We start from the raw sequence: 23,661 nt of genomic DNA, 5'->3' as shown, positions 1-23,661 counted from the left end.
ATCAACATGCGCAGAACGATCTCAGTCGCATCAGCGACGGTCATCGCGTTCGCCACGGTGTTGCTCACCGCCACGCCCGCGTCGGCGCACGGTTACATCACCTCTCCTCCCAGCAGGCAGGCCCTGTGCGCTCAGGGCAAGGTCTCCAACTGCGGCCAGATCATCTGGGAGCCCGCGAGCGTCGAGGGCCCGAAGGGCCAGCACAACTGCAGCGGAGGTGACGCCCGCTGGTCCCCGCTGGACGACGACAGCAAGGCGTGGCCGGTCACCAACGTCGGCAGCAGCGTCACGTTCAACTGGCGGATCGAGGCCCGCCACTCCACCAGCACGTGGCAGTACTACGTCGGCAACACCCGCGTCGCGGAGTTCAACGACCGTGGCAAGATTCCCGGCTCCACGGTCTCGCACGTGGTGAACCTCGGCAACTACAGCGGCCGTCAGAAGATCTACGCCATCTGGAACATCGCCGACACCGCGATGGCCTTCTACAACTGCGTCGACGTCAACGTCGGTGGCGGTCCCGACCCGTCGCCGACCCCCACCGTGACCCCCACGGTCACGCCGACCGCGACCCCCACCGTGACCCCCACGGTCACGCCGACCGTGACCCCGACCGTCACGCCCACCCAGGGCCCGGCCTCCCCGTGGGCCGCCGGCACCGTCTACACGTCGGGCGCCCTGGCGATCTACAACGGCACCACCTACCGCTGCCTCCAGCAGCACACCGCCCTCCCCGGCTGGGAGCCGCCGAACGTCCCGGCCCTCTGGCAGCGCCAGTGATCCGGTGACGCCAGTACGTCACTGAGAGCCCGCGCCCCCTTCACCGGGGACGCGGGCTCTCCCCTTTTCCCACGGAGACCACCATCCGGGACCACCATCGGGGACCACCATCGGGGACCACGACCCGGAACCGCCGGCCGGGCCGTACGTCCGGAGCCGTCAGGCGGGCCGTACGTCCGGAGCCGTCAGGCGGGCCGTACGGTCGCCGGAACCCCTCGTTCGGGCTGTTTGTCGGTGGTGGGGGGTAACGTGCCGGGTGTGAGCGACGAGCACCATCCCTACGAGGGCGAGCGCTGGCAGCCCGGCGACCTCGTGCTGGACGCCGAGGGCGGCCTGTTCACCCGCGCGGGCCTCGCCGACCAGGCCAGAGGCAAGCCCTGGGGTTACCCCGACAACCGCACCCGCTGTCTCACCGGTGAGCCCTTCGTTCCCGAGGGCATCGCCGGAGAGGACTTCCCGATCCGCCCGCTCACCCTCATGCTCCGCGACGGCCGCCCCATCCTGCCCGGGGTCCCCGACGACATCTCCGCCATCGACGGCACGGCCGCCCGCGACGCCGCCGTGGCCTCCGGGGTCGGCGGCCTGTTCCTCGCCGCGACCGCCTTCGACCCGGACGGCGCCGGTGACGTCAGGGCCGCCAGGCTCCGCGCCGACCTGCTCGACAGCGTCGTCATCGTCGACAACGTCCGCGACCTGCACCGCATGTTCCGCGGCGCCGCCGACGGCCTCCTCGTCGCCCTCGCCGAGGCCCAGCAGAACGACCCCGACCTCTGACCCACCCGGTTCAGAGCTCGCCGGTCAGCATGGCACGGGCACCCGGTCCCTGACCCCCGCCAACTCGGCCTCGACTTCAACCGACCCCGTCAGCGGATCTCGGCGCGGGACACGCGGAGCGCGCCCAGGGCCGCCGGGAGGGCGATCCACAGCAGGACCGACGTGGCCAGCCGTACGGCGTCGCCGCCCGTCATGGTGCCGGTCGCCAGGGGGCCGGTCGCGTTGCCCAGGTCGAACCACTCCGCCAGGACGCGGCCGGTCTCGCCGAGTCTGCTGACGACGCTCCACAGCATCGTGTTGGTCAGGCAGACCACGATCGCGACGGGGGCGTTCAGGGACAGCAGGCCGAAGGCGGAGCCCATCGCGGTCAGCAGGACGAACGTCGCGGCCATGCCGGGCAGGGCCAGGGGAGGGACGGCCCAGTCGGCCGGGACGTGCCGGACGGCGGCGACGACGGCCGTGGCCGGCACCGCCACGAGCAGCGCGAACACCGTGGCCACCACGGCGACGGCCAGCGGCGGCAGGAACTTGGCGGCCAGCACCCGCGTCCTGCGGGGTTCGAGCGTGAACGTGGTCAGGGCGGTCCTGTGGCTCCACTCGCCGGTCACCGACAGTACGGCGAGCACGGGCAGCAGGATGCCGAACCCGATCCCGGCCGTGCCGGTCAGGGTGAACAGCCGGGGACCGGCGACGAGGCCGCGCCCCACGACGGAGGCGACCGTCAGCGCGACCAGGACCGCCGTCAGGACCTTCCCGCTCCGGGTGTCGAAGATCTTGCGGGTCTCGACGAGCAGCAGCCTGTGGAAGGGGATCGAGGTCACGCCGCACTCCGGTCCGTGTCAGAGGTGAGGTTCAGGAAGACTTCTTCGAGCGAACGGCCGCCGCCGAGCCCGTCGACCGACCCCTGGGCGAGGACCCGGCCCCGGCCGATCATCACGACGTGGTCGGCGATCTGCTCCACCTCGTGGATCAGATGCGAGCTGAGCAACACCGCGCAGCCGGAGTCGGCCAGGTGGCGCAGCAGTTCGCGCAGCCACCGGATGCCCTGCGGGTCGAGGCCGTTGGCGGGTTCGTCCAGGATGAGCGTCCCGGGGCGGCCGAGGAGCGCGTGGCCGATGCCGAGCCGCTGCCGCATCCCCAGCGAGTAGCCGCCGACCGGGCGCCGCGCCTCCTGGCCGGTGAGCCCGACCAGGTCGAGGATCTCCCCGACCCGCGACTCCGGCAGGCCGAGCGTCGTCGCGCCGAGCCTCAGCACCTCCCGCCCGCTGCGGCCCGGATGTAGGGCGCCCGCGTCGAGCAGCACCCCGACCCGGGTCCCGGGGTTGCCCAGCCCGCCGTACGGCAGGCCGTACACGGTGGCGGAGCCGGAGGTGGGGCGGGAGAGACCGACCAGGACGCGCAGGGCCGTGGACTTGCCCGCGCCGTTCGGCCCGAGGAACCCGGTGACGCCGCCGGGTTCGACCGTGAAGGACACGTCGTCGAGTGCCCGGACCCCTCGGTAGACCTTGCTTACGTGACTGAACTCGATCATGCGTCAAGTCCACCGGATCCGGCGCCGCCGGTCATCGGCCCTGGGGCGAGAGGGATACCGACCCAGGTATCGCCTTCGGAGGTCAGGGTGTGGACCCAGGTCGCTGGGGGCACAGGGCGGCGTTTCCTAGGCTGGTGGCGTGCGGGAGAACACACCACTGGACCGGCGGGGCGAGGCCCTGCGCTATCTGTGCGCGGCGCTGCCCATGCTGTTCTACGGCGTCATCCTGGTCATGGGGGCGCGGCGTTCGCCGGACCGGCTCGTCCCCATGCTGGTCGACATCCCGCTCGGGGTGGCGGGGCTGGTCCTGATGCGCTGGCGCCGCCGCCTGCCGTGGCAGACCGCGCTGGCCACGGCCCTGCTGACCAGCTTCTCCATCACCGCGACCGGCCCGGCCCAGGTCGCCTACGTCTCCCTGGTCACGCACCGCAGGTGGCGCTGGACGCTGCCGGTCGCGGTCGCGTCGTGGCTGTTCCTGCTGGTCAACACCACCCGGTACGGCCTCACCTCGGCGGCCGTCGTCAGCCAGGTCACCGGGACCGTGATCCTGGGCGGTCTGACCCTCTTCGGGCTGTATCTCCGGGGGCTGCGCGACCTGGAAGCCTCCCGGCGGGAGGCCGGGCTGGCCGCCGAACGCGAACGACTGCAGCAGATCGAGCAGACCAAGCTGGCCGAGCGGGCGAAGATCGCCCAGGAGATGCACGACGTCCTGGCCCACCGGATGTCGCTGCTGTCGATGCTCGCCGGGGGCCTGGCCTACCGCAAGGACCTGGGTCCCGAGGAGACCCGGGAGATCGCGCTGGCGATCCAGGAGAACGCCCACCGGTCGCTCAACGAGCTGCGGGCCGTACTCGGCACGCTCAGGAGGGACGGCGCGCTTGAGGCGCCGCAGCCGGGCCTTGAGCACATGGGGGCGCTGTTCGAGGAGGTGCGCGCGGCCGGGCAACGGGTCGAGGTCGCCGACACCGTCGAGGACCGGGAGTCGCTGCCGACGCAGACCGGCCGCCACGCCTACCGCATCGTCCAGGAGGCCCTGACCAACGCGCGCAAGCACGCGCCGGGCAGTGAGGTGGCGGCCGAGCTGGACGGCAGGCCGGGCAAGGGGCTGCGCATCCGGGTGAGCAACCCGGTGTCGTGGGGGACGCCCCCGAGCCCCGGCGGGGAGCACGGGGGGCACGGGCTGGTCGGCCTGGCGGAACGGACCAGGATGGCCGGGGGCACGCTCGACCACGCCGTACGGAAGGGGCGCTTTGTTCTTGATGTCCATCTTCCGTGGGAGGCTTGACCCGTGATCCGGCTGGTGATCGTGGACGACGACCCGATGGTGCGCACCGGGCTGCGGCTCATCCTCGGCGGCGAGTCCGACCTGGAGATCGTCGGGGAGGCCGGGGACGGCCTGCGGGCCATGGCCGTGATCCGCGACCTCGAACCCGACGTCGTGCTGATGGACATCCGGATGCCCGAGCAGGACGGGCTGACCACGACCGAACTGCTGCTGTCCGAACCGGACGCCCCCAGGATCGTCGTGCTCACCACCTTCGACGCCGACGACATGGTGTTGCGGGCGTTGCGGCTCGGCGCCGCGGGCTTCCTGCTGAAGGACACGCCGCCGCCCCGGATGGTCGAGGCGGTCCGCGCCGTCGCCAGGGGCGAGGCGGTGCTCTCGCCGAGCGTCACCCACCAGGTGATCGCCGCCGCGACCGGCGGGCCGTACGGCGCGCAGGGGCCGCACGGCCCGTATGACGCGGGGGCGCGGCGGGAGCTGGACAGGCTCACCGAGCGTGAGCGCGAGGTGGCGGTCGAGGTGGCGCGGGGCGGTTCGAACACCGAGATCGCCGAACGCCTCCACATGAGCGTGGCGACCGTCAAGGCGAACGTCACCCGGATCTTCGCCAAGCTCGGGGTGGAGAACCGCGTCCAGGTCGCGATGAAGGTCCGTGACGCCGGGCTGCTGTGACCCGCTTGGTCCAGGAGGCACGGCTTGCCCTGGAGTGGACTCCAGCACCTAGAGTGCCGGTCACCGAAAACGACCATCGAAGGAGCACGACCGTGCGCTACCGCGTTCTCGGCGGCACCGGCATCGAGGTGAGCGTCCACTGTCTGGGCACCATGATGTTCGGCGCGGTGGGAAACCCCGACCATGACGAGTGCGTCCGGATGATCCACACCGCGCTCGACCAGGGCGTCAACTTCGTCGACACCGCCGACATGTACTCGGCGGGCGAGTCGGAGGAGATCGTCGGCAAGGCGCTGCTCGGCCGCCGCGACGAGGTCGTCCTCGCGACCAAGGTCCACTTCCCGATGGGCGAGGGCCCCAACCGGAGCGGCAACTCCCGGCGCTGGATCGTCAAGGAGGTCGAGGAGAGCCTCAGGCGGCTGAGGACCGACTGGATCGACCTCTACCAGGTCCACCGCCCCGACCACAGGACCGACATCGAGGAGACCCTCTCCGTCCTGAGCGATCTCGTACGGCAGGGCAAGATCCGCGCCTTCGGCTGCTCGTCCTTCCCCGCCGAGGAGGTCGTCGAGGCCTACCACGTCGCCGAACGCCGGGGACTGATGCGCTTCAGGACCGAGCAGCCGCCGTACTCGCTGCTGGCCAGGGGCGCGGAGCGCTCGGTGCTGCCGACCTGCCGGCGGCTGGGCATGGGGGCGCTCACCTGGAGCCCGCTGGCCTGGGGCTTCCTGAGCGGCAAGTACCGCAAGGGGCAGGACATCGACCTCACCACGGGTCGCGCCGCCCTGGCGCCCGCGCGTTTCGACCCCGCACTGCCGTTGACCGCGACCAAGCTCGACGTCGTCGAGCAGCTCGTCGAGGTCGCCGACGGACTCGGCTGCACGCTGCCCGAGCTGGCCGTCGCCTTCCCCGCCGCGCACCCGGCCGTCACCTCCGTGATCATCGGGCCGCGGACCCCCGCCCAGCTCGACGCGACGCTGAAGGGGGCCTCGCTCGTCCTCGACGACGCGACCCTCGACCGGATCGACGAGATCGTGCCGCCCGGCACCGACGTCTACCACCCGGACGGGGCCTGGCAGCCGCCCGCGCTGACCGACGTGGCGCTGCGCCGCCGTACGACGGACGACCGCGCCGCGGTCTGATCCGTCCTGTCCTGATCTGTTCCGTGGCGGGGGTCGGCTGCTCCCGCGACGGAAGTTTTCCGCGGCGAGGTTCGGCCGTTCCCGCGGCGGGAGTCTTCCGTGGCGGGGGTTCGGCCGTTCCCGCGGTGGGGGTCTCCGGTGGCGGGGGGGGGGGTTCAGCCCTTCCCGCGGCGGAAGAAGGAGCGTCTCCTCCGGGTCGGGGGTTCGGAGGAGGCCGGGGGGTCCTCGACGGGATGGCGTTCGCGCCACTCGGCGAGGACCTCCTCGACGTCGAGGGTCGGCTGGAAGACCGGCGGCCCCGACAGGGGTTTGCCGTGGGCGACGCGGATGCGGGCGTTGAGCTCGTCGATGATCTTCCGGGCCTCGGCCTCGGTGCGCGCGTCCACCGCCGTCGCCCTGGAGTCCTCGGCGTCCTTGCGCAGGGCGAGCGTCCCCGGCAGCGGGAAGGAGAGGTTCTCCTCCTGCATCTTCCGCTTGATCCACCACATCTCGTCGTCCTGCTTGCCCCCGCCGGGGATGGGCTTGCCGGCACCGGGCAGGTCGTCGAACTCGCCGCGTTCGGTGGCCTCGCGGATCTGCCGGTCGATCCACGTCTCGAAGCTGACGCCGAGGGGTTTGCGCTCTGTCACAGGGCACCTCCGTATCGCGGCCGGTGTTCTTTTCCGAGGATAACCAGGCAGATGTTCCGCCCCGGATCCGAGGCCAAGATGGAGTCCAAGATCCGGGAAGCGGATTTTCCCGATGTTGACCATGTGCGAAGAGCCATCGGAAAGAGAGTGTTAGGTTGGCGTTGACCGTACTTTGTCGGCGCCCACGGAGAGCCAATGGTTTCCGAGCCGTCCGGTCGTCCCGACCGTTCATGGCCTAAAGGGACATTTCTTGCACGACTGGCGGAGGCGGATCGCCGTTCGCTACTCAGCCTGGGCAGACCCAGGGTCTGCCCGCCCGGGGAGGTTCTGCTCGCCCAGGGGGCTCCCGGTGACCACGTGGTCCTCCTGATCGACGCGCTGGTGACGGTCACCGCCACGGTCGAGAACGGGATCGTGGCCCTTCTCGGCATCAGGATCGGCGGTGACCTTGTCGGGGAGATGGCCGTCCTGGACGGGGCGAGCCGTTCGGCGACGGTGACGACGTGCGCGCGTTCGATGGTCATCCGCATCGGTAAGCGCCCCTTTCTGGGCTATCTCGCCGAACACCCCTCCGCCGGGTTGGTGCTCAACTCGATGCTGAGCGACCGGCTGCGCTGGGCGAACAGGCGCAGGCTCGACTTCACCGGTTACGGCGTCGGCGTGTGCCTGGCCCGGGTGCTCGTCGATCTCGCCCGCCTGCACGGCCGCGAGAGCGCCGAGGGGGTGGACATCGGTGTACGGCTGTCGCAGTCCGAGCTCGGCGCGCTCATCGGAGCCAAGGAGATCTCCGTCCACAAGGCGCTGCGGGGCCTGGCGGACCGGGGCCTCGTCAGGGTCGGCCACCGCAGGGTCGTCATTCTCGACCGTCACTCCCTCATGACGTACGCGGAGCTGAGTGAGGTGAACTGATGATCGTTTCCGGGTGACACCGGATATTTCTCCGAAACCATATTTATAGGGCTTCCTTTCGCGCTTCCGGCGTCATCGTTGGCCGTGCTCCCGAAAAGGGACACGCCGATCTGACAAAGGGGAAGCGGATGACGGAAGCCGTCATGCCTGAATATCGGGCGATGATTTCCGGCGACATCGAGGACTACGGCTCACGCAACGCCGGTGAACAGGCCGTCCTGCAGACGACCCTGGCGGATCTCCTCGACACCGCCGCCAGGGAGGCCAGGCTCGAACGCCCGCGCTGGTCGCGACAGGTGTCCGGCGACGGAGAGTTCTCGGTGCTGACCGAGCCCGCCTCCGTGCTCGACCTGGCCGACCCCTTCGTGCGTGAGCTCGACGTCGCCCTCGCCGTGCACAACCGCAGGCAGTACGGCGACAACTGGACCCGGGTACGGCTGCGCGTCGCCCTGCACGTGGGGCCCGTGCTCCCCGCCGGACCGATGGGCGTGCCGGGGCCGCACGCCGTACAGGTGAACCGGCTGGTCAACGCGCCCGCGGCCTGTGCGGCCCTGCGGGTGTGCCCGGCCGCCGACCTCGTCCTGATCGTCTCCGACCGGGTCTTCGACGACTACCTGTCCCAGGGGTACGGTCACCCCCGCCCTGTGCGGTTCCGTCCCGTGACGGTCCAGGTCAAGAGGCAGCGTTTCCTGGCCTATCTCTACCTGCCGAACGTCGACGTCCACGAGCTGCGGGAACTGGACGCCTTCGACCCACCCGCCGACGACGACCCGGTCCCCGCGCGGGATGCGGAAGGCCCGCGCCCGACGAAGCCCTTCGGCGCCGCGCGTGACGTCATCATGGGCGACCAGCACCGCGTCAAGAACGGCAACATCTACCAGTCCCAGGGCGACATGCGCTTCGACGCGGGACACGGTGGACGATGAGCGCCGAGCCCACGCCCCAGGAGCCGGGCGACAGGCCGCCGGAGGAGCCCGCGAAGCCCGAGCCCGCCAAGGCCGGCAAGGAACCCCCGGCGGAGAAGGCACGCGCTGAGACCTCCAGAGAGATCGAGGACGAGGACGGCGAGCTCGACCTTCCCCTGCGCGAGCGCATGGCCGCCGAGGACGAGGAACGGCACCTGCGCGAGGCCAACCTGCGTGACCTATACGGCGAGGCTCCGCGCGCCGGGCGCGACGCGATCGCCGGGAGCGCCTACCGGGTCAGGTCGGGAAACATCTACCACGCCGACCGGATCTTCTTCGGCGGCAAGGGGGAGGAGGGGCGCGGGGGCGTCGTCCACCTCGCGCCGAGCCAGCGGGAACTCCTCAACCGGGTACACGTCAGGACCGTCTCGTGCGGGCGTCTCGCCGAACTGTTGCGTGACGAGCCGGTCGTCGCGCTGCGGGGCGGGCGGGGCAGCGGTCGCAGGGACACCGGCTGGATGGCGTTGCTCGGGTTCCGCCGTACGGAGGGGACGCCCGTCGGATGGGTGCGCGACTCCGTCAACCCGCTGGACCTGACGGGGGAGGAACTCGACGAGAAGGGCGGCTACGTCCTCGACGTCACGGGCAGGGCGTGGACACGCGCGTCGGCGGACGGTCTCTTCCAGCACCTCGCCGCCGTCGCCGCCGTGCGGAACGCCAGGATCGTGGTCCTCGTCGACCAGGGGTTCCCCGGCGTCGTGTCGGCCGTGGACCACGACGCCCCACCCCCCGGCCAGGTCTTCGAACGGTGGCTGTCCTGGGAGCTGGACGGCGCCGCCCCGGTGGACGTCACCGCTCACGACGGCGTCCAGGAGCACCTGAAGGAGGGCTGCGCCCTCGCCGACGCCGTACAGCTCGCCAAGGACGTCGCGGAGGCCCTGCGCGGGGGCGGCGGGCTCGACAACGCGCTCGCGGGGCAACCGCGCAGGCTGCGCGCCCAGGTCTGCGCCCTGCTCTCCCCCGAGCACGACGTACGGCGGCGTTGCTTCCTGCTCGGAGTGGCCGTGCTGAACGAACTGCCCTCGGTGACGATCACGCGGGCGGCACTCCGGCTCACCGAGATCCTCGCCGACCCCGACCACGTGCTCGTCGATCCCGAGTCGTGGGACGCGCTGTCGGAGTGGGTGAGCTACGCCCAGGCGTCCCAGGTGCCGGACGAGCACGGCCAGGGCAGCCGGATCCGGCTGAGCCGTTCCTCCATGGCCTCCGTCGTGCTCGAAGTCGCCTGGCAGGAACACCCGACGATCAGGGAGGCCCTGCTCGCCTGGCTGGGACGGCTGTGCGAACATCCCGACCAGGCGGTCCGCATCAAGGCCGCCCACGCCATCGGCAGGCTCGCCACCTACGACTTCGACGTCATCGACGGTGAGTTCCTGCGCCGCTGGAGCGTCTCCGGCAGGACCCGCGACCACTGGCTCGCGGCCTGGGCCATCGAGGCGGCACTGCTGTCCCCGCACGTCGTGCCCCGGCTGCTCGACCGGCTGCGCGAGTGGGCCGCGGGAAGCGCGGCGAAGCAGGCCATCGTCGCCAGGGCGTACGGCCTCGGCGTCGGCGTCGAACAGATCGACCGGGCGCTGCCCGCCCTCAGGCAGATCGCGCTGCGCTCCTCGCGCTCCACGACCCAGGACGCCGTCTCGCGGACACTCATGGAGATCTACGGCCCCGGGACAGCGTCCAAGATCCTCTCCGAACTGGCGGAGTGGGCCGTCGGCGGCCATCCAGGGCTGCGCCGTACGGCCGCGCTCGCCCTGACCCGGCTGGCCTCAGGAGTGGAGAACGACACCTGCAGGCTGCTGCTCACGGAGTTCACCGGAGAGGAACACGGCTGGGCGCGGGAACACCTCGTCACCCTGTGGGGAAACGCCCTCAGATGCGGGCTGTTCGCCCGGAGGCCGACGGGCGTCACGGGTAGTCCGATCCGCGCCGCCTGGGATGTCTTCGCCGAGTGGGTCGCCAACTGGGGCACGACGCCCGGAGTGCGGCCGGTCGTCGAGGCCGTCTTCGAGGCGGCCGGACACCACCACCTGCGCGGGCCGCTCCGCTTCCACCTGCGCCACTGGTACCTGCGGCGGATCGTCGACATCCCCCTCTACCACCGCCTGGACCACCACATGAAAAGGACGGAAGGCTCATGAGATTCGTGTACCGGCTCCTCGGAAGGCTCCCCCGCCGCGCGGCCGCCGGCATCGCCCACCCCTGGAAGGACGGGGAGGACGGTCCGATCGGCTCGGTGCGCCGGTTCTTCCAGCCCCCGCCCGCGCCGCACTCCATCTACGACGAGCAGGGCCTGCACGAACGGGACGCCCCGCTGGAGCTCACCGTCCCCGCCCGTGGGGACGCCTTCTCCTTCCAGGTCGTCGTCACGGTCGCCTGGTGTGTGACCTCGGGTGACGGCCGCACCACGACGGGGCTCAAGGCCGACATCGCCGCCGAACGGCCGAAGATCCACGAGCGCGCGGAGGAGGTCATCCGGCGCGTCGCCCGACGGTTCGAACCGTACCTGCCCGGTGAGGCGGAGGAGGCGGTCAACGAGGCCCTCACGGTCGAGTTCGCCCGCCCGCCGCACCAGTGCGACGACGTGACGATCACCGCGACCGTCAAGGCCAAGGTCGGCCTCACCGAGGAGGTTCGTGAACTGCGCAAACAGCTCGGCCGGGTGCTCCTGGAGATCCAGGCGAAGGCGGAGATCGATGCGATGATCATGGCCAACATGACACAGGCCCGCGACGCCTGGCGGGGCTTCCTCACGGAGGGCATGGAGGACTGGACCGCGCGCTTCGCCGTACGGCTCGCCGAGAGCCCGAGGGAGGTCGCCGGGGTCATGACGACGATGGTCGAGGAGCGCAGGCAGGACGCGCAGAGCTTCCTGGACGTCGTCAAACAGGTCGTCGCCGCCCAGCAGAGCGTGGACGTGTTCGACCTCGTCGCGGCCAGCGACGGCGTGCTGCGGATCGCCCTGGAACGGCTCGGCGTGCCCGTCCCGCCCCCCGCCTCCGACCTGCCCTGGCTGGAGGAGCGATGAAGGCGCGTCACCTGCTCGCGGTCACGGCGATGACGGCCGTCACGGGATGCTCGGTCGGCGGCCTGCTCGGCCAGACGGCCCAGGCGCCGGGCGGGGGAACGTCAGGCCAGGCGTGCCGGTGGCTCGGCGAACAGGCCGCCGACGCCGCCCAGGCCCGGCTGGACCTCGTTCTCCTCGTGGACCGCAGCGCCTCGGCCCGTGACGGGCAGGGCAGGGCGTGGGACTGGTACCGGGCCGTCTTCGGCGGCGAGGGCACGGCCGTCGGCGACGCCGTCACGTTCCCGAACACACGCCTCCCCACCCCGGCGAGGATCAGGATCGGCGCGTTCGACGGAGAGGGGTCGGTCGAATGGGTCGTCGGCGACCTCCTGCTGCCCCACCTCACCGCCACGGCGGACGGCTACCGCTCCTCCTACGCGCTCAACGTGGGCGACTGCCTCAGGGACGCCGTCGGCCGCGCCGCGGCGTCCCCGCCCCGCGAACCGGGCAGCGCCGTCCTCGGGGCGCTCGACGTCGACCGCGCCCCGGCGACCGCGCCGGACGCCGAACACCGGCTCGTGGTGGCCACCGACGGCCTGTCGACACAGGGGTGCGCCTCCCTGGAACGGACCGCCATGCGGGACCTCACCATCGTCGGCAGGATCGTCCGGGCCTGCCAGGGGCAGCGGGCCGTGCCGGACCTGCGGGGATGGCGGGTGGAGATGCCATGGCTCGGCCACCCGGGAGCGGACAGGCCGCAGCCACGGCAGAGCCACAGGAAGTGGCTGACCAGCCTGTGGAGCGGGCTGTGCGCCGCGACGGGCGCCCACCCGTGCCGGATCGCCGACGGTCGCCCCACGGACCCCGCCCAGGGGACCCCGGGCGTTCCCGTGAGCGTCGCCGACCCGGTCATCGCCTTCTCCTCCACGGAACGGGCCCCCGACCCTTTCGTGAAGAAGGTCCTCCCGGAGGACCTGCTCTTCCCGACCGGGTCCGCGGTGCTCCACGCGAGTGGGCGGGAACTGCTCACACGGTTCGCCGACGAACTGGCCGGGCAGGCGCCCGAGTCGGTCAGGGTGGCGGGATACGCCGACGACCGGGGCGGCACCACCTACAACGAGGACCTCTCCCGGCGCAGGGCGCGGGCCGTCGGCGACGTCCTGCGACAGGCGGGACTGCGCGGCGTCCGCACTGAGGGGCGGGGAGAGGTCGCGGGGAACTGCCCCTCTCCGAGCGCGGGGGACACCAAGGCGTGCAACCGGCGCGTCGAGATCGTCTACAGGGTGCGTGGCTGACATGGACGACGCTTACACGAACGGCGCTCACTCCCATTCCGGGGACGAGACGGTCATCCAGGGCCGTGTCGTGTCGGAGAAGACGGCGCCTCCCCCGCTGGACACCCGTGAGGTACATCTGTGCCACCACGGCTGCGACTGCTGGCAGCGCAACTTCGACCGCTACCTCGCCGTCACCCCCGAGCGGGAGCCCGACCAGCTCGACAGCGTGGAGATGCACGCGCTGCTGACCGCCAAGGGCCGTGCCGTACGGCATCTGCACCGGCACCTCGACCCCATGGCGCTGGGGCGGCGCAGGCTCATCAAGACCCACGGGGAGGCCACGGTCGCCCTGGGCGAGCTGAGGGCGTTCGCCGACGAGGGCGCGCTGACGAGGGCCGTAAGGGAACGGGAACGGCTCGACGACGTCATGGCGGACAGGAAGGTCCGGCCCCCGATGTGGCTTCGGGTGGTCGCGTGGCCGGCGATCGTCGCGGCCGGAGCCTTCGACACCTGGTACTTCCAGGGGGTCTTCCAGCGGCTCGTCGGCAACCGGGCGGTCTCCCTCCTGGAGCAGGTGATCACCCTGCTTCCCGGTGTCGTGCTGACACTCGGCATGGTCATCGCGGGGACCACCCTCGGCAAGGCCGTCTACCAGGCCAGACGTGCCCACGAGGAACGTCGGGAGAGCAGGGGCGGGGCGGCACGGTTGTTCGCGAACCTCGGTCTGTGGGTGTTGCGCCTGGTCCTGCCCGCGCTGCTGCTCGTGGTCGCCACCCTGTGGGCGCTGTTCCGGGTGGTGGACGTGAACGCGGGAGGCAGGTTGCCCCTCCCGGCGGACTTCGTGGCAGTCCTGGTCGTGACGCTGTCGCTCTGCGCGATCGCGGTGAAGGTCGCCGCCCATGACCCCTACGTCACCCGGGAGTCCGAGGTACGGCGCCGCCTGGCGCGGGCCCGCAGGTCGGAGCGGACTCTGGTACGGCGCGCGGGCGGGAGGCTGCGCCTGCACGTCACGGCCTGGAGCGACCTGCGGGCCATGCGCGACGACCTCGTGGCCGGGGTCATCGAACGGTACGGCGAGGCCTACCGGTTCATCACCTACGCCCGGGGGTTCCACGGCAAGGCCGGGGAACTGCCCCCGGTGTTCGTCCCCGGTTCCAGGAGGGCCGACCGGGGTTCCGGCGGGACCGAGGGGGAGCCACCGTTGCCGGAGTGGATCGGGGACGAGCTCTCCGGGGTGGCCGGCCCCGTCCCGGAGTACGGCGCGTTGCGGGAGGTGCAGGAGGTCCTGCGCAGGTACGAGCCGGGGGAACTGGAGCGGGAGTTCGCCGAGGTACGCGGCCGGCTGACGGCCCAGTGGAGCGGGACACCGGCGGGCCGTACGGCATCGGCGGACCGGACGGATTCGACCGGCCGGACGGATTCGACCGGCCGGATGGGGGAGGGGGAACGTGAGGACTAGGCGTTCGCGGCGGACGGGAGCGGAGGCCAGGCCGCGGACCGGGCCGGTGGCTTGGGCGGTTCGGTCGGCTCGGGCCCGGAGTGAGGCACCGGACGCGCGGATGCGGGCGACGGCGATCCTGGCCGAGACCCGCGAGGAGGTGAACAGGGCCGACACCAAGGCGTCGATTCTGCTGGGGGCCATCGGTATCGCGGTCAGCGGTGTGGTCGGCGACATGGTGAACGGCGTCGTGAACGGGTCGTGGGGGGCCTCCTGGCCGTGGTTGCGCTGGACCGCGGCGGGGGCGGCCTTCCTGTCGGTCACGATGCTGTTGATGGCCCTGTATCCGAGGCGGATCGGGTTGCGCCGCCCGTTCGTCAACGCCTACTTCGGGGACGTGGTCGCGCACTCCGGCCCCGAGGCTCTGCGCGCCTCGCTCGAAGGGCCGTCCCCCGACGAGTTGGGACGGCTCACCGACCAGATCCACACGATCAGCCATATCGTCTCCACGAAGTACCGGTTGATCCAGCTCGCCCTGTGGTGCCTGGCCGTCTCGGTGCTGAGCGGCGTCCTGACCGTCGTCACGGCCACACTTTGAACCCCACACCCCGGGCCGGTAATGGTTAGGATCAGAGGGATATGCCCTGTGCTGGGGGAGACCCGAGGGGGGACGGTGACCGAGCACACGCCTCAGGAACACCGTCCACGTGGCTCTTTCGTGGCCGCCGCGGCGGCGCTGTCCCGGCTGGGGCGGCTGCGTGACCTGCCGGTCATCCTCACACTGGCGTGGGTCGGCTGGCTGGCCATCCCGTGGCCGTCCAGTGGCCTGACCCAGGCCAGGGGCCTGACCACCGGCGTCCAGGACATGGACGCCCCCGCCGCCCCCGCCGTACGGCCCGCAGCCGCGGGGACGGCGTGGACCCTCGCCGCCGCGCCCGCCGCGCCTCCGCCGACGCTGGTCAAACCACCGTCACCGGTCCCGCCCTGCACCGAGGAACCCTGCGCCGGGGAGGCCGAGGAGCCGGGGGCCGGGAAGCCCGGGGCCGAGGGAGACCTGGCCCGGCTGATCGCCGGGGAGCGGGCACGCATCGCCGGAGAGGTGCACGACGCGGCGGGGCACGGCCTGGCGACCATCGCCATGCAGGCCGGGCTCGCCCTGCTGATGTTCGACGAACACCCCGACCAGGTCCGCGAGTCGCTTGAGGCCATCCGCGCGACCAGCACACGGGCGCTCGGCCAGCTCCGCTCCGCACTCGACCTCGTCGAGTCGGGGCCCTCCGGTCACGACCTGTCGGAGTTGTTCGCCGGGGTGCGGGCCGCGGGGCTCGCCGTCACGGTCGAGCCCGCCAGGCCGTACGTCCCGCCGCAGCTTGAGGACGTGGTCTACCGGGTGGTGCGTGAGTCGCTGACCAACGTGCTGCGCCACGCCGGTCCCACCCAGGCCGCCGTCAGGATCGCGCACGACCGGGACGGCCTGCGCGTCGAGGTCCTCGACCGGGGTTCCGGTACGGCGGGCGCACCGGCCGGTACGGCGGGCACGCCCGTCGAGGGACGCGGGCTGACCGGGATGCGGGCCAGGGTGGTCCGGGCCGGTGGCTCGTTCGAGGCCGGCCCCCGGGAGGACGGCGGCTTCCACGTCACGGCCCACTTCCCGCCGGGGACGGCTTCCACCAAGACCGACTTCCCGGTGAAGGCGAACACCTCCAGAGCCGACTTCCCGTCCGGAGCCGATCTTCTGTCCGCGACCGGTCTTTCGTCCGAAGCCGGTCTTCCATCTGGAGTCGGCCTTTCGCCCGAGGGCGATCTCCCGTCCGCGACCGGCCTCCCGCCCAGGGTCGTATGAACGAGCGCGCGGGCACGGCGCCGATCCGGGTGGCGCTCGCCGACGACCAGGCCGTCGTACGGATGGGGCTGCGGGCGCTCATCGAGCGCGAACCCGACCTGGAGTTCGCCGGGGAGGCCGCCGACGGCGCCGGGGCGCTGCGGCTGCTCGGTGAGACGCGTCCCGACGTGCTCCTGCTGGACATCCGGATGCCGGGCATGGACGGCCTCGAAACGCTGCGGGCCATCGCCGCCGACCCCGGGCTGGCCGCGACCAGGGTGGTCGTCGTCACGACCTTCGAGGTCGACACCTACGTCTTCGCCGCGCTCCAGGCGGGTGCCAGCGGGTTCGTCCTCAAGGACAGCGCGCCCGAGGAGCTGACCCGCGCCATCAGGGTCGTCGCCTCGGGGGAGGCCCTGCTGTCCCCCTCGGTCACCAGGAAGGTCATCGGCCTGTTCGGCAGGCACGACGCCGCCCCGGTCGAGGGGATCGACACCCTCACCCCGAGGGAACGCGAGATGGTCGCCTGGGTCGCCACCGGCCGGTCGAACGACGAGATCGCCGTCGAACTGGTCATCAGCCCGGAGACCGTCCGCACCCACGTCAGCCGCGCCATGGTCAAGCTGCGCGCCAGGGACCGCGCGCAGCTCGTCGTCTTCGCGGTCAGGTCCGGACTGGCGTCCCCCTGAGGTCCTTGAGGAAGCCCCGGTAGGCGCGCTGTTCGAGCTGCGCCTCGATCTGTTTGACCGTCTCAAGGCCGACACCGACCATGATGAGCAGGGTCGTCCCGCCGAACGGGAAGTTCTGCTGGGTCCCCGGGTCGCGCAGCAGTACGAACGCGACGATCGGGATCAGCGACAGCACGGCCAGGTAGGCGGCGCCGGGCGCGGTCAGCCGCGACAGCACGAACGCCAGATAGTCCGCGGTCGGCCGTCCGGGACGGATGCCGGGCACGAACCCGGAGTAACGCTTCATGTTGTCGGCCACCTCGACCGGGTCGAAGGTGACCGAGACGTAGAAGTAGGTGAAGGCCACGGTCAGCAGCAGGTAGGCCGTCACGTAGACGGGGTGGTCGCCGGAGGTGAGATAGCGCTCGATCCAGGCCGCGACGGGCCCCGTGCCGCCGGTGAACTGCGCCACCAGCTGTGGCAGGAACAGCAGCGACGAGGTGAAGATGACGGGGGTGATCCCGGCCTGGTTGACCTTGAGCGGCAGGTAGGTCGAGGTCCCGCCGTACATCCTGCGGCCGACCGCCCGCTTGGCGTACTGGACCGGGACGCGCCGCTGCGCCTGCTCGACGAACACCACGGCGGCGACCAGGACGATCCCGGCGGCCAGCATCGTGACCAGCGCGAACGGGTTGAGCACGAAGATGTTCGACAGGTAGGACGGGAAGACGGCGACCACCTGCGTGAAGATCAGGATGGACATGCCGTTCCCGATCCCCCGTTCGGTGACCAGCTCGCCCAGCCACATGATCATGGACGCCCCCGCGACCAGCGTGACCACGATCACCATCGTCGTCAGCATCCCCTGGTCCCGCAGGAGCTGCCGCCCGCAGGTGGGGAAGATCCGGCCCGTACGGGCCAGTGAGACGACGGTCGAGGCGTCCAGTACGGCGAGCGCGATCGTCAGGTACCGGGTGTACTGGGTGATCTTCGTCTGCCCCTGCTGCCCCTCCTTCTTGAGCGCCTGCAGCCGGGGAACCGTCACCGTGAGCAGCTGGATCACGATCGCGGCGACGATCGACGGCATGATTCCCAGCGCGAAGACCGACAGCTTCAGCATCGCCCCGCCGCTGAACAGCTGCACCGCGTCCAGGATCCCGCCCCGGGCACCGCTCAGGCAGGAGCGCACCGCGTCCACGTCCACCCCCGGCGCCGGGAGGATCTGCCCGAACCGGAACAGCGCGATGATCGCCAGCGTGAACAGGATCTTCTTCCTGAGTTCCGGCACACGGAAGGCTCGGATGAGGAGGGTCGGCATGCGCCGAGTCTTCCTCCGGGGCCGTCGGCCGGGCATCCGCCCACCGGAGGCTTCGCCGTACGCGAATCCGCGTATGCCGGACCGAGAGAGGTCTGAGTGCGGAAATCAGCGGTGGAGACGATCGGGGGAGGCCATCGCAAACAGTGGCCGGTCCATCGGCTGTGCCGGGAGAACACCCGCCGCGCCCGCGAGACCTGACGGTCACAGCCGCACGAGGAACCCGTCCACGACGAGCGTGCGGGCCAACTCGATCTGCTTCGCCTCGGACAGCTCCGGCAGATCGCGCACCTCGAACGGCTCGGTGCTCCTCGACAGGAACAGCATCGCGGCCCGATGGTCCGCGTCGGCGCTCACCAGCGACTGCGCGAACTGTAGCGCGACGCCGTCCGCCATCATCAGTACACGTGAGTAGAGCGGCTGATACCTGACCACACGGGTCCGTCCGTCGATCCGGGGAGCCTCGACGGCGTTGGGGACCAACTGCCCGACGGGCCGGCATCGGCCACGCCGAACCAGGGCGTCCCCCAGAGCCCCGAAACCTTCGGCCATGACGGCCGGGTCCTCGATGGCCCTGGCCACGTCGCGCAGGAGGTCGTCGAGGCTCGCACGGACGCCCACGTCGTCAACGTGCCGCGGTGGCAACTGGGCGAGGACGCGGTCGTCCCGGTAACTCAGCGCCTCAAGTGCCTCGGTGACGAGCTTCAGCACGGTCGGTGCGTGGATCCCGACGGTCAGGTGGATGGACGGCTCGGCGTTGGCCGTGGCGGCGTGGACGCGGCCGCGCGGGAGGTACAGCGCGTCCCCCGCGTTCAGCCGCAGGACGGCCGGTGCCGGGAGGTCGGACACGACGACCTTCTCCCGGCGTCGCATCTTGTGCGGCGGCACGTCGGCGTCGTCGTGGACGTGCCAGGTTTTGGATCCCTGGACCTGGAGGACCAGCACGTCGTGGTCGTCGTAATGAGGGAGGAAGCCTCGCGATCCGGGCGGCGTGATGTAGGCGTTGACCTGTGTCTCGAAGTTCAGCTCGACCTCAAGACTGTGGGCCAGTGAGGCGACGGTGGGCACGTGACGCTCGACGCCGTTGATGACGATCGTGTGGCCGTCTGCGAAGTCGTTGCGGATCCGGACGAGGTCAATGGTGCCGTCGGCGAACCTGTAGGAGTCGGGGCTCCTGCGGTCGTTCTCCCGCACGACCGTCACAGTCGACGGTTCCGGCCGGACGATCTCCAGGACGTCCTCGACGGCTGCCGGGCCGAACAGGCTGCCGAAGTAGTCTTCGCGGTCGCGTTCGACGTGGTAGTGCGTGATGCCCCACACCTTCTGCAGGAAGGTCTCCACCGTGAGCGGCTGGAGCAACCGGGCCAGCGTGAATTCGACGGTCATGCGTTCCCAAACTTCGCCGTGATCAGTTCACCGGGATAGCCGTTGCGCACCAGCTCGTCGCACACGTACTGGTACATCACCTTGTAGGCGTCGCAGTACACCGACGGATTGTCGAACCCGTTCCGCTTCGAGAAGCGGTTCTCCAGGTCGCCACCGCGGCAGACATGACGCCACCGGCACCCGGCACATCCTTCGGGCAAGGTGTTGAAGGTCTCCTCGACCTCCAGGAAGACCGGTTCGGCGAGAAATTCGCGCAGGCTGGTTTCTGCGGTGGAGTACACCGGCGTCCCGGTGTACCAGCCCAGTGCCGGGATGAACGTGTCGTCGATCGCGACGGTGCCGTCGCTGCGCGCGATGACGACCTGGTTCTCCTTGCGCGGCCGACAGAACGCCTGGCCGGGGGTCACGCCCGGCCGGAAGTGGTCGAGCAACTGGTCGACGAAGCGGATGTGCACGTCCGTGTTGTCTTCGCTGAACCATTCGTGGAAGAGATCCGAGAGGCACGAACCGTACTGCTTCGCCGCACCCGAGGAGACGAACTCGACGTCATCGGCGTTCCTGTCGGGAAGCAGGAAGGTCATGTTCCGCACGCCCAGTGCCCGCAGGTAGCGGTAGACCTCGCGGTAGTCGTTCCCGCTGTGCATGACGCTGACGGTCGACGGCAGCGGACTCCCGGGCCCATGGGCCTCGACGAGTCGCCGGATCGCGTCCTCCGTCCGGCTGAAGCTCGAACGACCATGCCGGTCAAGGCGGAAGCGGTCGTTGACCGTCCGCGGCCCGTCGATGCTGACACCCACGGCGACGCCGTGCTCGGCGAAGGCCGCGATCCACTGGTCATCGAGCAGCGTGCCGTTCGTCTGGATGCTCAGCAGGACGGTCGCGACCGGTTCGATGACCTCCCGGAGGAGCCGGCACGCCTCAGCGAACCTTCTGACCCCGATGAGGGTCGGTTCGCCGCCGTGGAAGGCGATCTTCGCGCACGGAATGCGCAGCTCCTCACAGCCTTGGGCGATCCAGTGGGCCAGCGCCTCCGTGACGTCGGCGGAGGCGAGTGAAGGCCTGTCGAACGCCGTCTCCTCGCCCATGTTGAAGTAGTAGCAGTACGTGCAGTTGATGTTGCACCGTTCGGCCACCTTGTAGACGACCTGGAGCGCCTCAATGGAGCCCGGCTCCGCCGGGCTCCATGCCGGCCGGACCACCCTGTCCACCACCGCGCGGACCTACTTCTGCAGCGGGGCCTGGTCGTAATTCCCGCCGCCGCCCTGGGTGTAGTTGCCTCCGCCACGCTGCGAGTAATTACCGCCGTGCTGGTTGTAGTCGAGGGAGCCCGCGATTACCTCACCCGGTGCGATGATTCCGTTCAGGATGCTTTCTCCGAGGATTTTACGGCCCTCGACGGAAATCGTCGACCGACCCTCCGATACTTTTTCTTCATTCGCATCCGGCATGACGCGATCTCCTTTCGTGTCAATCAGTGACCGGATCGGCCGTTCTCACGTTTCTTGCGATCAGGGGGCACACCGCACAGGCGCTTGGCCCGGCCTGCGTGAACCAGCGGCATGCTCTCCGGATCGAACAGGCCGGCAGGGATTCGGTGGCGGTCCCGAGTTCCAGGGCGTCGTCGATCACGGAGCACCGCTCGCCGGTCCAGTTCCTGCAGCCGTCCTCGACGCAGGGCTGGGCGAATCGGAAACGCTCCTCGGGAACCCGCCCTTTGGTGGCGTCGGCCACGAATTCGTCATCGATCCTGAGAGCCGGACGTATGTATCCGAGTCGACCGGTGGCGTCGAAGACCCCCAGCAGGATCGCGTCCCTCTCGCACCGGGCGCTCGGGCAGAGGGTCTCCGCCGCCTTCTCCCCGTGGACGCCCACCACGTCAGCTCCCGAAGTCCGGCTTCCTGAGCCCGGTGGCCGCGATCTGCTCGCCGGAGATCTCGACCGCCCAGATTCCCCGTGTCCTCCCGCCGTCGCCCCCTGCCCGCGCGGCCAGGATGGGGTTGTTGATCCATGCCCTGTCGCTGAGGTCGACGCTCGCGAGTTCGATGGCCACCGCTTTCTGCACGGCTTGGTCGATCCTGCCGATCACGCTCTCGTCGAGCTCGAAATCGAGCACCACACGAAATTCGTGTCGCGCCACGGCCGCCTCCTCCACAGTGTTCCCAGGCTTTTATCCCGCTGTGACACCGGCCGTAATCATGGGAAAACCAAGACAATACCCTCTTTGCGCGATGGATGGCGTCGTCGGGTGTCTTTTTTATCCGGCTTTTCGAACCGGTCGAGGAAACTGGTTTCAGTGAGGCTTCTCATCCCGCTTCACGGGGTTGGGGTGTGCGGATCGTCCTGACAAGTCGACCTGCGCGAAGGACGCTCCGGGCGTTCAGCGGACCACGTTTCTGCGACCATGTTCGCGTCCGCACCGAAGTGTGGAAGGAACCGGTTCAGCCGAGGTCCCTGGCGCGCAGGCCGGCCTCGAAGCGGGAGTCGGCGCCGAGTGCCTTCATCAGGGCGGCCACCCGGCGACGGTAGGTGCGCAGCGACAGGCCCAGCTCACGCGCCGCGCTCTCGTCCTTGCGCCCGCTGCCGAGCATGGACAGCACCCGCAGGCTCTCCTGGTCGAGTACGGGCGGCGCCGAACGGCGGAACTCGGCCAGGTCGGCGGCGGCGTTCCACGCGGTGAGGAACAGCGCGTTGACGTTCGCGACCACGTCGGGGGAGCGGACCACGGTGTAGGAACGCTCGCCGGGACCGGGCGGCCCGGCGAGGACCGCGAGGAGCCCGTCGACGATGATCGTCTCGTACGGCAGGCCCGTCGTGGAGATCCGTACCAGGGCGCCCCTGCGGGCGGCCTCGTCGAGATGGCGCCGTCCCTCCTCGTCGGCGAGGAGCCGGGCGTCGAAGAGCTTGCGGACGGTCAGGGGACGGTCCTTCACGATCCGGGCGCGCATGCCGGGCATGCTCCAGGTCTCCAGGTCACCGGCCGCGCAGGAGAACTCCCGCCGCGCGCCGAGCAGCAGGTGCCCCACCCGCGCGGTCAGCTCCCGCTCTCCGCGCAGGGTCACGTTCCGATCCTGGTCCACGCCCCAAGTCTGCGGTGCCGCGCCGTACGGGACAAACCCATACAGGTCAGGGCGGGTGGCAGCTTGCTGCCATCGCCTCGCGTGGGGCGGGGCGGAGACGGCAGGGTCGAGACATGACGAAACACGTGACGCTCGGTGGTGACAGGCGGATCTCACGCCTCGGGTTCGGGGCGATGCGGCTGCCCGCACGCGGCTGGGACGGCCCCAGAGGCGACAGGGAGAGCGCGCTCGCGGTGCTGCGCCGGGCGGTCGAACTCGGCGTGGACCACATCGACACCGCCGCGTTCTACTCCTACGAGGACCTCTCGTCCAACGAGCTGATCAGGGCGGCGCTGCGTCCCTACCCCGAGGACCTGGTGATCGCCACCAAGGTCGGTCCCCGGCGTGGCCCCGGCGGGTGGCTGCCCGAGGCCGGTCCCGGCGACCTGCGCGCCGCCGTCGAGGAGAACCTCGCCGGGCTGGGGCGGGACCACCTCGACCTGGTGTATCTGCGGGTCGGCCTGATGGGGACGTCGGAGGAGCCGATCGGGGAGCGCTTCGCCGTACTGGCCGCGCTGCGGGAGGAGGGGCTCATCCGACACCTCGGCCTCAGCAACGTGACGGCGAAGCAGTTCGCGGAGGCACGGGACATCGCGCCGGTCGTCGCGGTGCAGAACCACTTCCACCTGACCCGGCAGGACGACCTTGACCTGCTCGCCGAGTGCGAGCGGGAGGGGGTCGCGTACGTGCCGTTCTTCCCGCTCGGCGGGTTCGGGCTGCCGGACGACGGGCGGATCAGGCGGATCGCCGACCGGCACGGGGCCACGGTCGCGCAGGTCATGCTGGCCTGGCTGCTCGCCCGTTCCCCGGTCACGCTGGCCATCCCGGGGACCTCCTCGCTCGCGCACCTCGCCGAGAACACGGCCGCCGCCGACCTCGTGCTGGACGAGCGGGAGGTCACGGAGCTGAACACCCTCGGCCTTCAGCAAGATTGACATTTTGCTGTGAGAT

General features: G+C 70.6%; 25 protein-coding genes. 15 read left to right on the top strand and 10 right to left on the bottom strand.

The annotated features are described in order from the left end of the window. Positions 1-6 precede the first annotated feature (6 nt). Positions 7-780 (top strand): lytic polysaccharide monooxygenase, encoded by a 774-nt coding sequence (locus tag ABT340_RS14715; protein ID WP_352011236.1) that lies wholly within the window; start codon positions 7-9, stop codon positions 778-780. A gap of 258 nt (positions 781-1,038) precedes the next feature. Continuing rightward, entirely contained in the window at positions 1,039-1,554 is a 516-nt protein-coding gene (locus ABT340_RS14710; RefSeq protein WP_352011235.1) for a hypothetical protein, read from the top strand. A gap of 89 nt (positions 1,555-1,643) precedes the next feature. Here the strand turns inward: ABT340_RS14710 and ABT340_RS14705 are convergent, their stop codons facing one another. After that, on the bottom strand, positions 1,644-2,375 hold the full coding sequence (locus ABT340_RS14705) for an ABC transporter permease (RefSeq protein WP_352011234.1): 732 nt from the start codon (positions 2,373-2,375) through the stop codon (positions 1,644-1,646). Then, positions 2,372-3,085, bottom strand: a complete 714-nt coding sequence (locus ABT340_RS14700) for an ABC transporter ATP-binding protein (protein WP_352011233.1) — start codon at positions 3,083-3,085, stop codon at positions 2,372-2,374. The genes ABT340_RS14705 and ABT340_RS14700 overlap by 4 nt, the downstream gene beginning before the upstream one ends. 139 nt (positions 3,086-3,224) lie before the next feature. On the opposite strand from ABT340_RS14700, the gene ABT340_RS14695 reads away from it, so the two are divergent. The 3 genes from ABT340_RS14695 to ABT340_RS14685 all read left to right on the top strand — a co-directional run bounded on the left by ABT340_RS14695 (position 3,225) and on the right by ABT340_RS14685 (position 6,184). Continuing rightward, positions 3,225-4,370: a sensor histidine kinase gene (locus ABT340_RS14695; protein ID WP_352011232.1), complete on the top strand. Its 1,146-nt coding sequence runs from the start codon at positions 3,225-3,227 to the stop codon at positions 4,368-4,370. Between the two features lie 3 nt (positions 4,371-4,373). Continuing rightward, positions 4,374-5,042, top strand: coding sequence for a response regulator (locus tag ABT340_RS14690; RefSeq protein ID WP_352011231.1), 669 nt, complete (start codon positions 4,374-4,376; stop codon positions 5,040-5,042). 92 nt (positions 5,043-5,134) lie between these two features. Then, positions 5,135-6,184, top strand: a complete 1,050-nt coding sequence (locus ABT340_RS14685) for an aldo/keto reductase (RefSeq protein ID WP_352011230.1) — start codon at positions 5,135-5,137, stop codon at positions 6,182-6,184. A gap of 155 nt (positions 6,185-6,339) precedes the next feature. Here the strand turns inward: ABT340_RS14685 and ABT340_RS14680 are convergent, their stop codons facing one another. Then, complete coding sequence (locus ABT340_RS14680) at positions 6,340-6,813, bottom strand: DnaJ family domain-containing protein (RefSeq protein ID WP_352011229.1); 474 nt, start codon at positions 6,811-6,813, stop codon at positions 6,340-6,342. Positions 6,814-7,008: 195 nt separating this feature from the next. On the opposite strand from ABT340_RS14680, the gene ABT340_RS14675 reads away from it, so the two are divergent. From ABT340_RS14675 to ABT340_RS14635, 9 genes are all read left to right on the top strand, one after another. Next, positions 7,009-7,722 (top strand): Crp/Fnr family transcriptional regulator, encoded by a 714-nt coding sequence (locus ABT340_RS14675; protein ID WP_352011228.1) that lies wholly within the window; start codon positions 7,009-7,011, stop codon positions 7,720-7,722. Between the two features lie 128 nt (positions 7,723-7,850). Continuing rightward, positions 7,851-8,648 carry a hypothetical protein gene (locus ABT340_RS14670; protein WP_352011227.1) on the top strand — a complete coding sequence of 266 codons (798 nt, stop codon included), beginning with the start codon at positions 7,851-7,853 and terminating at the stop codon, positions 8,646-8,648. Next, on the top strand, positions 8,645-10,822 hold the full coding sequence (locus ABT340_RS14665) for a hypothetical protein (protein WP_352011226.1): 2,178 nt from the start codon (positions 8,645-8,647) through the stop codon (positions 10,820-10,822). The genes ABT340_RS14670 and ABT340_RS14665 overlap by 4 nt, the downstream gene beginning before the upstream one ends. After that, positions 10,819-11,709: a hypothetical protein gene (locus tag ABT340_RS14660; protein WP_352011225.1), complete on the top strand. Its 891-nt coding sequence runs from the start codon at positions 10,819-10,821 to the stop codon at positions 11,707-11,709. Before ABT340_RS14665 ends, ABT340_RS14660 begins: the two co-directional genes overlap by 4 nt. Further along, the gene (locus tag ABT340_RS14655; protein WP_352011224.1) at positions 11,706-12,983 is read left to right on the top strand and encodes an OmpA family protein; all 1,278 of its coding nucleotides are present in this window, start codon (positions 11,706-11,708) and stop codon (positions 12,981-12,983) included. The genes ABT340_RS14660 and ABT340_RS14655 overlap by 4 nt, the downstream gene beginning before the upstream one ends. 1 nt (position 12,984) lies before the next feature. Then, entirely contained in the window at positions 12,985-14,424 is a 1,440-nt protein-coding gene (locus ABT340_RS14650) for a hypothetical protein (protein ID WP_352011223.1), read from the top strand. A gap of 100 nt (positions 14,425-14,524) precedes the next feature. Then, positions 14,525-15,001: a Pycsar system effector family protein gene (locus ABT340_RS14645; RefSeq protein ID WP_352011222.1), complete on the top strand. Its 477-nt coding sequence runs from the start codon at positions 14,525-14,527 to the stop codon at positions 14,999-15,001. 75 nt (positions 15,002-15,076) lie between these two features. Then, positions 15,077-16,246, top strand: coding sequence for a sensor histidine kinase (locus ABT340_RS14640; RefSeq protein ID WP_352011221.1), 1,170 nt, complete (start codon positions 15,077-15,079; stop codon positions 16,244-16,246). Then, positions 16,243-16,914 (top strand): response regulator, encoded by a 672-nt coding sequence (locus ABT340_RS14635; RefSeq protein WP_352011220.1) that lies wholly within the window; start codon positions 16,243-16,245, stop codon positions 16,912-16,914. Before ABT340_RS14640 ends, ABT340_RS14635 begins: the two co-directional genes overlap by 4 nt. Here the strand turns inward: ABT340_RS14635 and secY are convergent. The 7 genes from secY to ABT340_RS14600 form a co-directional block, all read right to left on the bottom strand. Then, on the bottom strand, positions 16,889-18,211 hold the full coding sequence (secY, locus tag ABT340_RS14630; protein ID WP_352011219.1) for a preprotein translocase subunit SecY: 1,323 nt from the start codon (positions 18,209-18,211) through the stop codon (positions 16,889-16,891). The genes ABT340_RS14635 and secY overlap by 26 nt on opposite strands. Before the next feature lie 201 nt (positions 18,212-18,412). After that, positions 18,413-19,594, bottom strand: coding sequence for a cupin domain-containing protein (locus ABT340_RS14625; protein WP_352011218.1), 1,182 nt, complete (start codon positions 19,592-19,594; stop codon positions 18,413-18,415). After that, positions 19,591-20,793, bottom strand: a complete 1,203-nt coding sequence (locus ABT340_RS14620) for a radical SAM protein (protein ID WP_352011217.1) — start codon at positions 20,791-20,793, stop codon at positions 19,591-19,593. Before ABT340_RS14620 ends, ABT340_RS14625 begins: the two co-directional genes overlap by 4 nt. Positions 20,794-20,814: 21 nt before the next feature. Continuing rightward, on the bottom strand, positions 20,815-21,042 hold the full coding sequence (locus ABT340_RS14615) for a hypothetical protein (protein ID WP_352011216.1): 228 nt from the start codon (positions 21,040-21,042) through the stop codon (positions 20,815-20,817). A gap of 19 nt (positions 21,043-21,061) precedes the next feature. After that, the gene (locus tag ABT340_RS14610) at positions 21,062-21,469 is read right to left on the bottom strand and encodes a hypothetical protein (protein ID WP_352011215.1); all 408 of its coding nucleotides are present in this window, start codon (positions 21,467-21,469) and stop codon (positions 21,062-21,064) included. 1 nt (position 21,470) lies between these two features. After that, positions 21,471-21,731: a hypothetical protein gene (locus ABT340_RS14605; protein ID WP_352011214.1), complete on the bottom strand. Its 261-nt coding sequence runs from the start codon at positions 21,729-21,731 to the stop codon at positions 21,471-21,473. A gap of 301 nt (positions 21,732-22,032) precedes the next feature. Next, complete coding sequence (locus tag ABT340_RS14600) at positions 22,033-22,671, bottom strand: helix-turn-helix transcriptional regulator (protein ID WP_352011213.1); 639 nt, start codon at positions 22,669-22,671, stop codon at positions 22,033-22,035. A gap of 113 nt (positions 22,672-22,784) precedes the next feature. Between ABT340_RS14600 and ABT340_RS14595 the strand changes: the two genes are divergently transcribed. Continuing rightward, positions 22,785-23,645, top strand: a complete 861-nt coding sequence (locus tag ABT340_RS14595) for an oxidoreductase (RefSeq protein WP_352011212.1) — start codon at positions 22,785-22,787, stop codon at positions 23,643-23,645. The last annotated feature ends 16 nt before the right edge of the window (positions 23,646-23,661 follow it).

It is taken from the genome of Streptosporangium sp. NPDC000239, from assembly GCF_040300765.1.
Taxonomy (GTDB): Bacteria; Actinomycetota; Actinomycetes; order Streptosporangiales; family Streptosporangiaceae; genus Streptosporangium.
The sequence above is the reverse complement of the archived record's forward strand: the minus strand, read 5'-3'. Positions and strand labels throughout refer to the sequence as shown.

Bases quoted from the DNA above. Each gene is read 5' to 3' on its own strand.
- ABT340_RS14715 (WP_352011236.1), top strand. From the start codon at position 7: ATGCGCAGAACGATCTCAGTCGCATCAGCGACGGTCATCGCGTTCGCC.
- ABT340_RS14700 (WP_352011233.1), bottom strand. From the start codon at position 3,085: ATGATCGAGTTCAGTCACGTAAGCAAGGTCTACCGAGGGGTCCGGGCA.
- ABT340_RS14675 (WP_352011228.1), top strand. From the start codon at position 7,009: ATGGTTTCCGAGCCGTCCGGTCGTCCCGACCGTTCATGGCCTAAAGGG.
- ABT340_RS14670 (WP_352011227.1), top strand. From the start codon at position 7,851: ATGACGGAAGCCGTCATGCCTGAATATCGGGCGATGATTTCCGGCGAC.
- ABT340_RS14665 (WP_352011226.1), top strand. From the start codon at position 8,645: ATGAGCGCCGAGCCCACGCCCCAGGAGCCGGGCGACAGGCCGCCGGAG.
- ABT340_RS14660 (WP_352011225.1), top strand. From the start codon at position 10,819: ATGAGATTCGTGTACCGGCTCCTCGGAAGGCTCCCCCGCCGCGCGGCC.
- ABT340_RS14655 (WP_352011224.1), top strand. From the start codon at position 11,706: ATGAAGGCGCGTCACCTGCTCGCGGTCACGGCGATGACGGCCGTCACG.
- ABT340_RS14650 (WP_352011223.1), top strand. From the start codon at position 12,985: ATGGACGACGCTTACACGAACGGCGCTCACTCCCATTCCGGGGACGAG.
- ABT340_RS14645 (WP_352011222.1), top strand. From the start codon at position 14,525: ATGCGGGCGACGGCGATCCTGGCCGAGACCCGCGAGGAGGTGAACAGG.
- ABT340_RS14635 (WP_352011220.1), top strand. From the start codon at position 16,243: ATGAACGAGCGCGCGGGCACGGCGCCGATCCGGGTGGCGCTCGCCGAC.
- secY (WP_352011219.1), bottom strand. From the start codon at position 18,211: ATGCCGACCCTCCTCATCCGAGCCTTCCGTGTGCCGGAACTCAGGAAG.
- ABT340_RS14625 (WP_352011218.1), bottom strand. From the start codon at position 19,594: ATGACCGTCGAATTCACGCTGGCCCGGTTGCTCCAGCCGCTCACGGTG.
- ABT340_RS14615 (WP_352011216.1), bottom strand. From the start codon at position 21,042: ATGCCGGATGCGAATGAAGAAAAAGTATCGGAGGGTCGGTCGACGATT.
- ABT340_RS14595 (WP_352011212.1), top strand. From the start codon at position 22,785: ATGACGAAACACGTGACGCTCGGTGGTGACAGGCGGATCTCACGCCTC.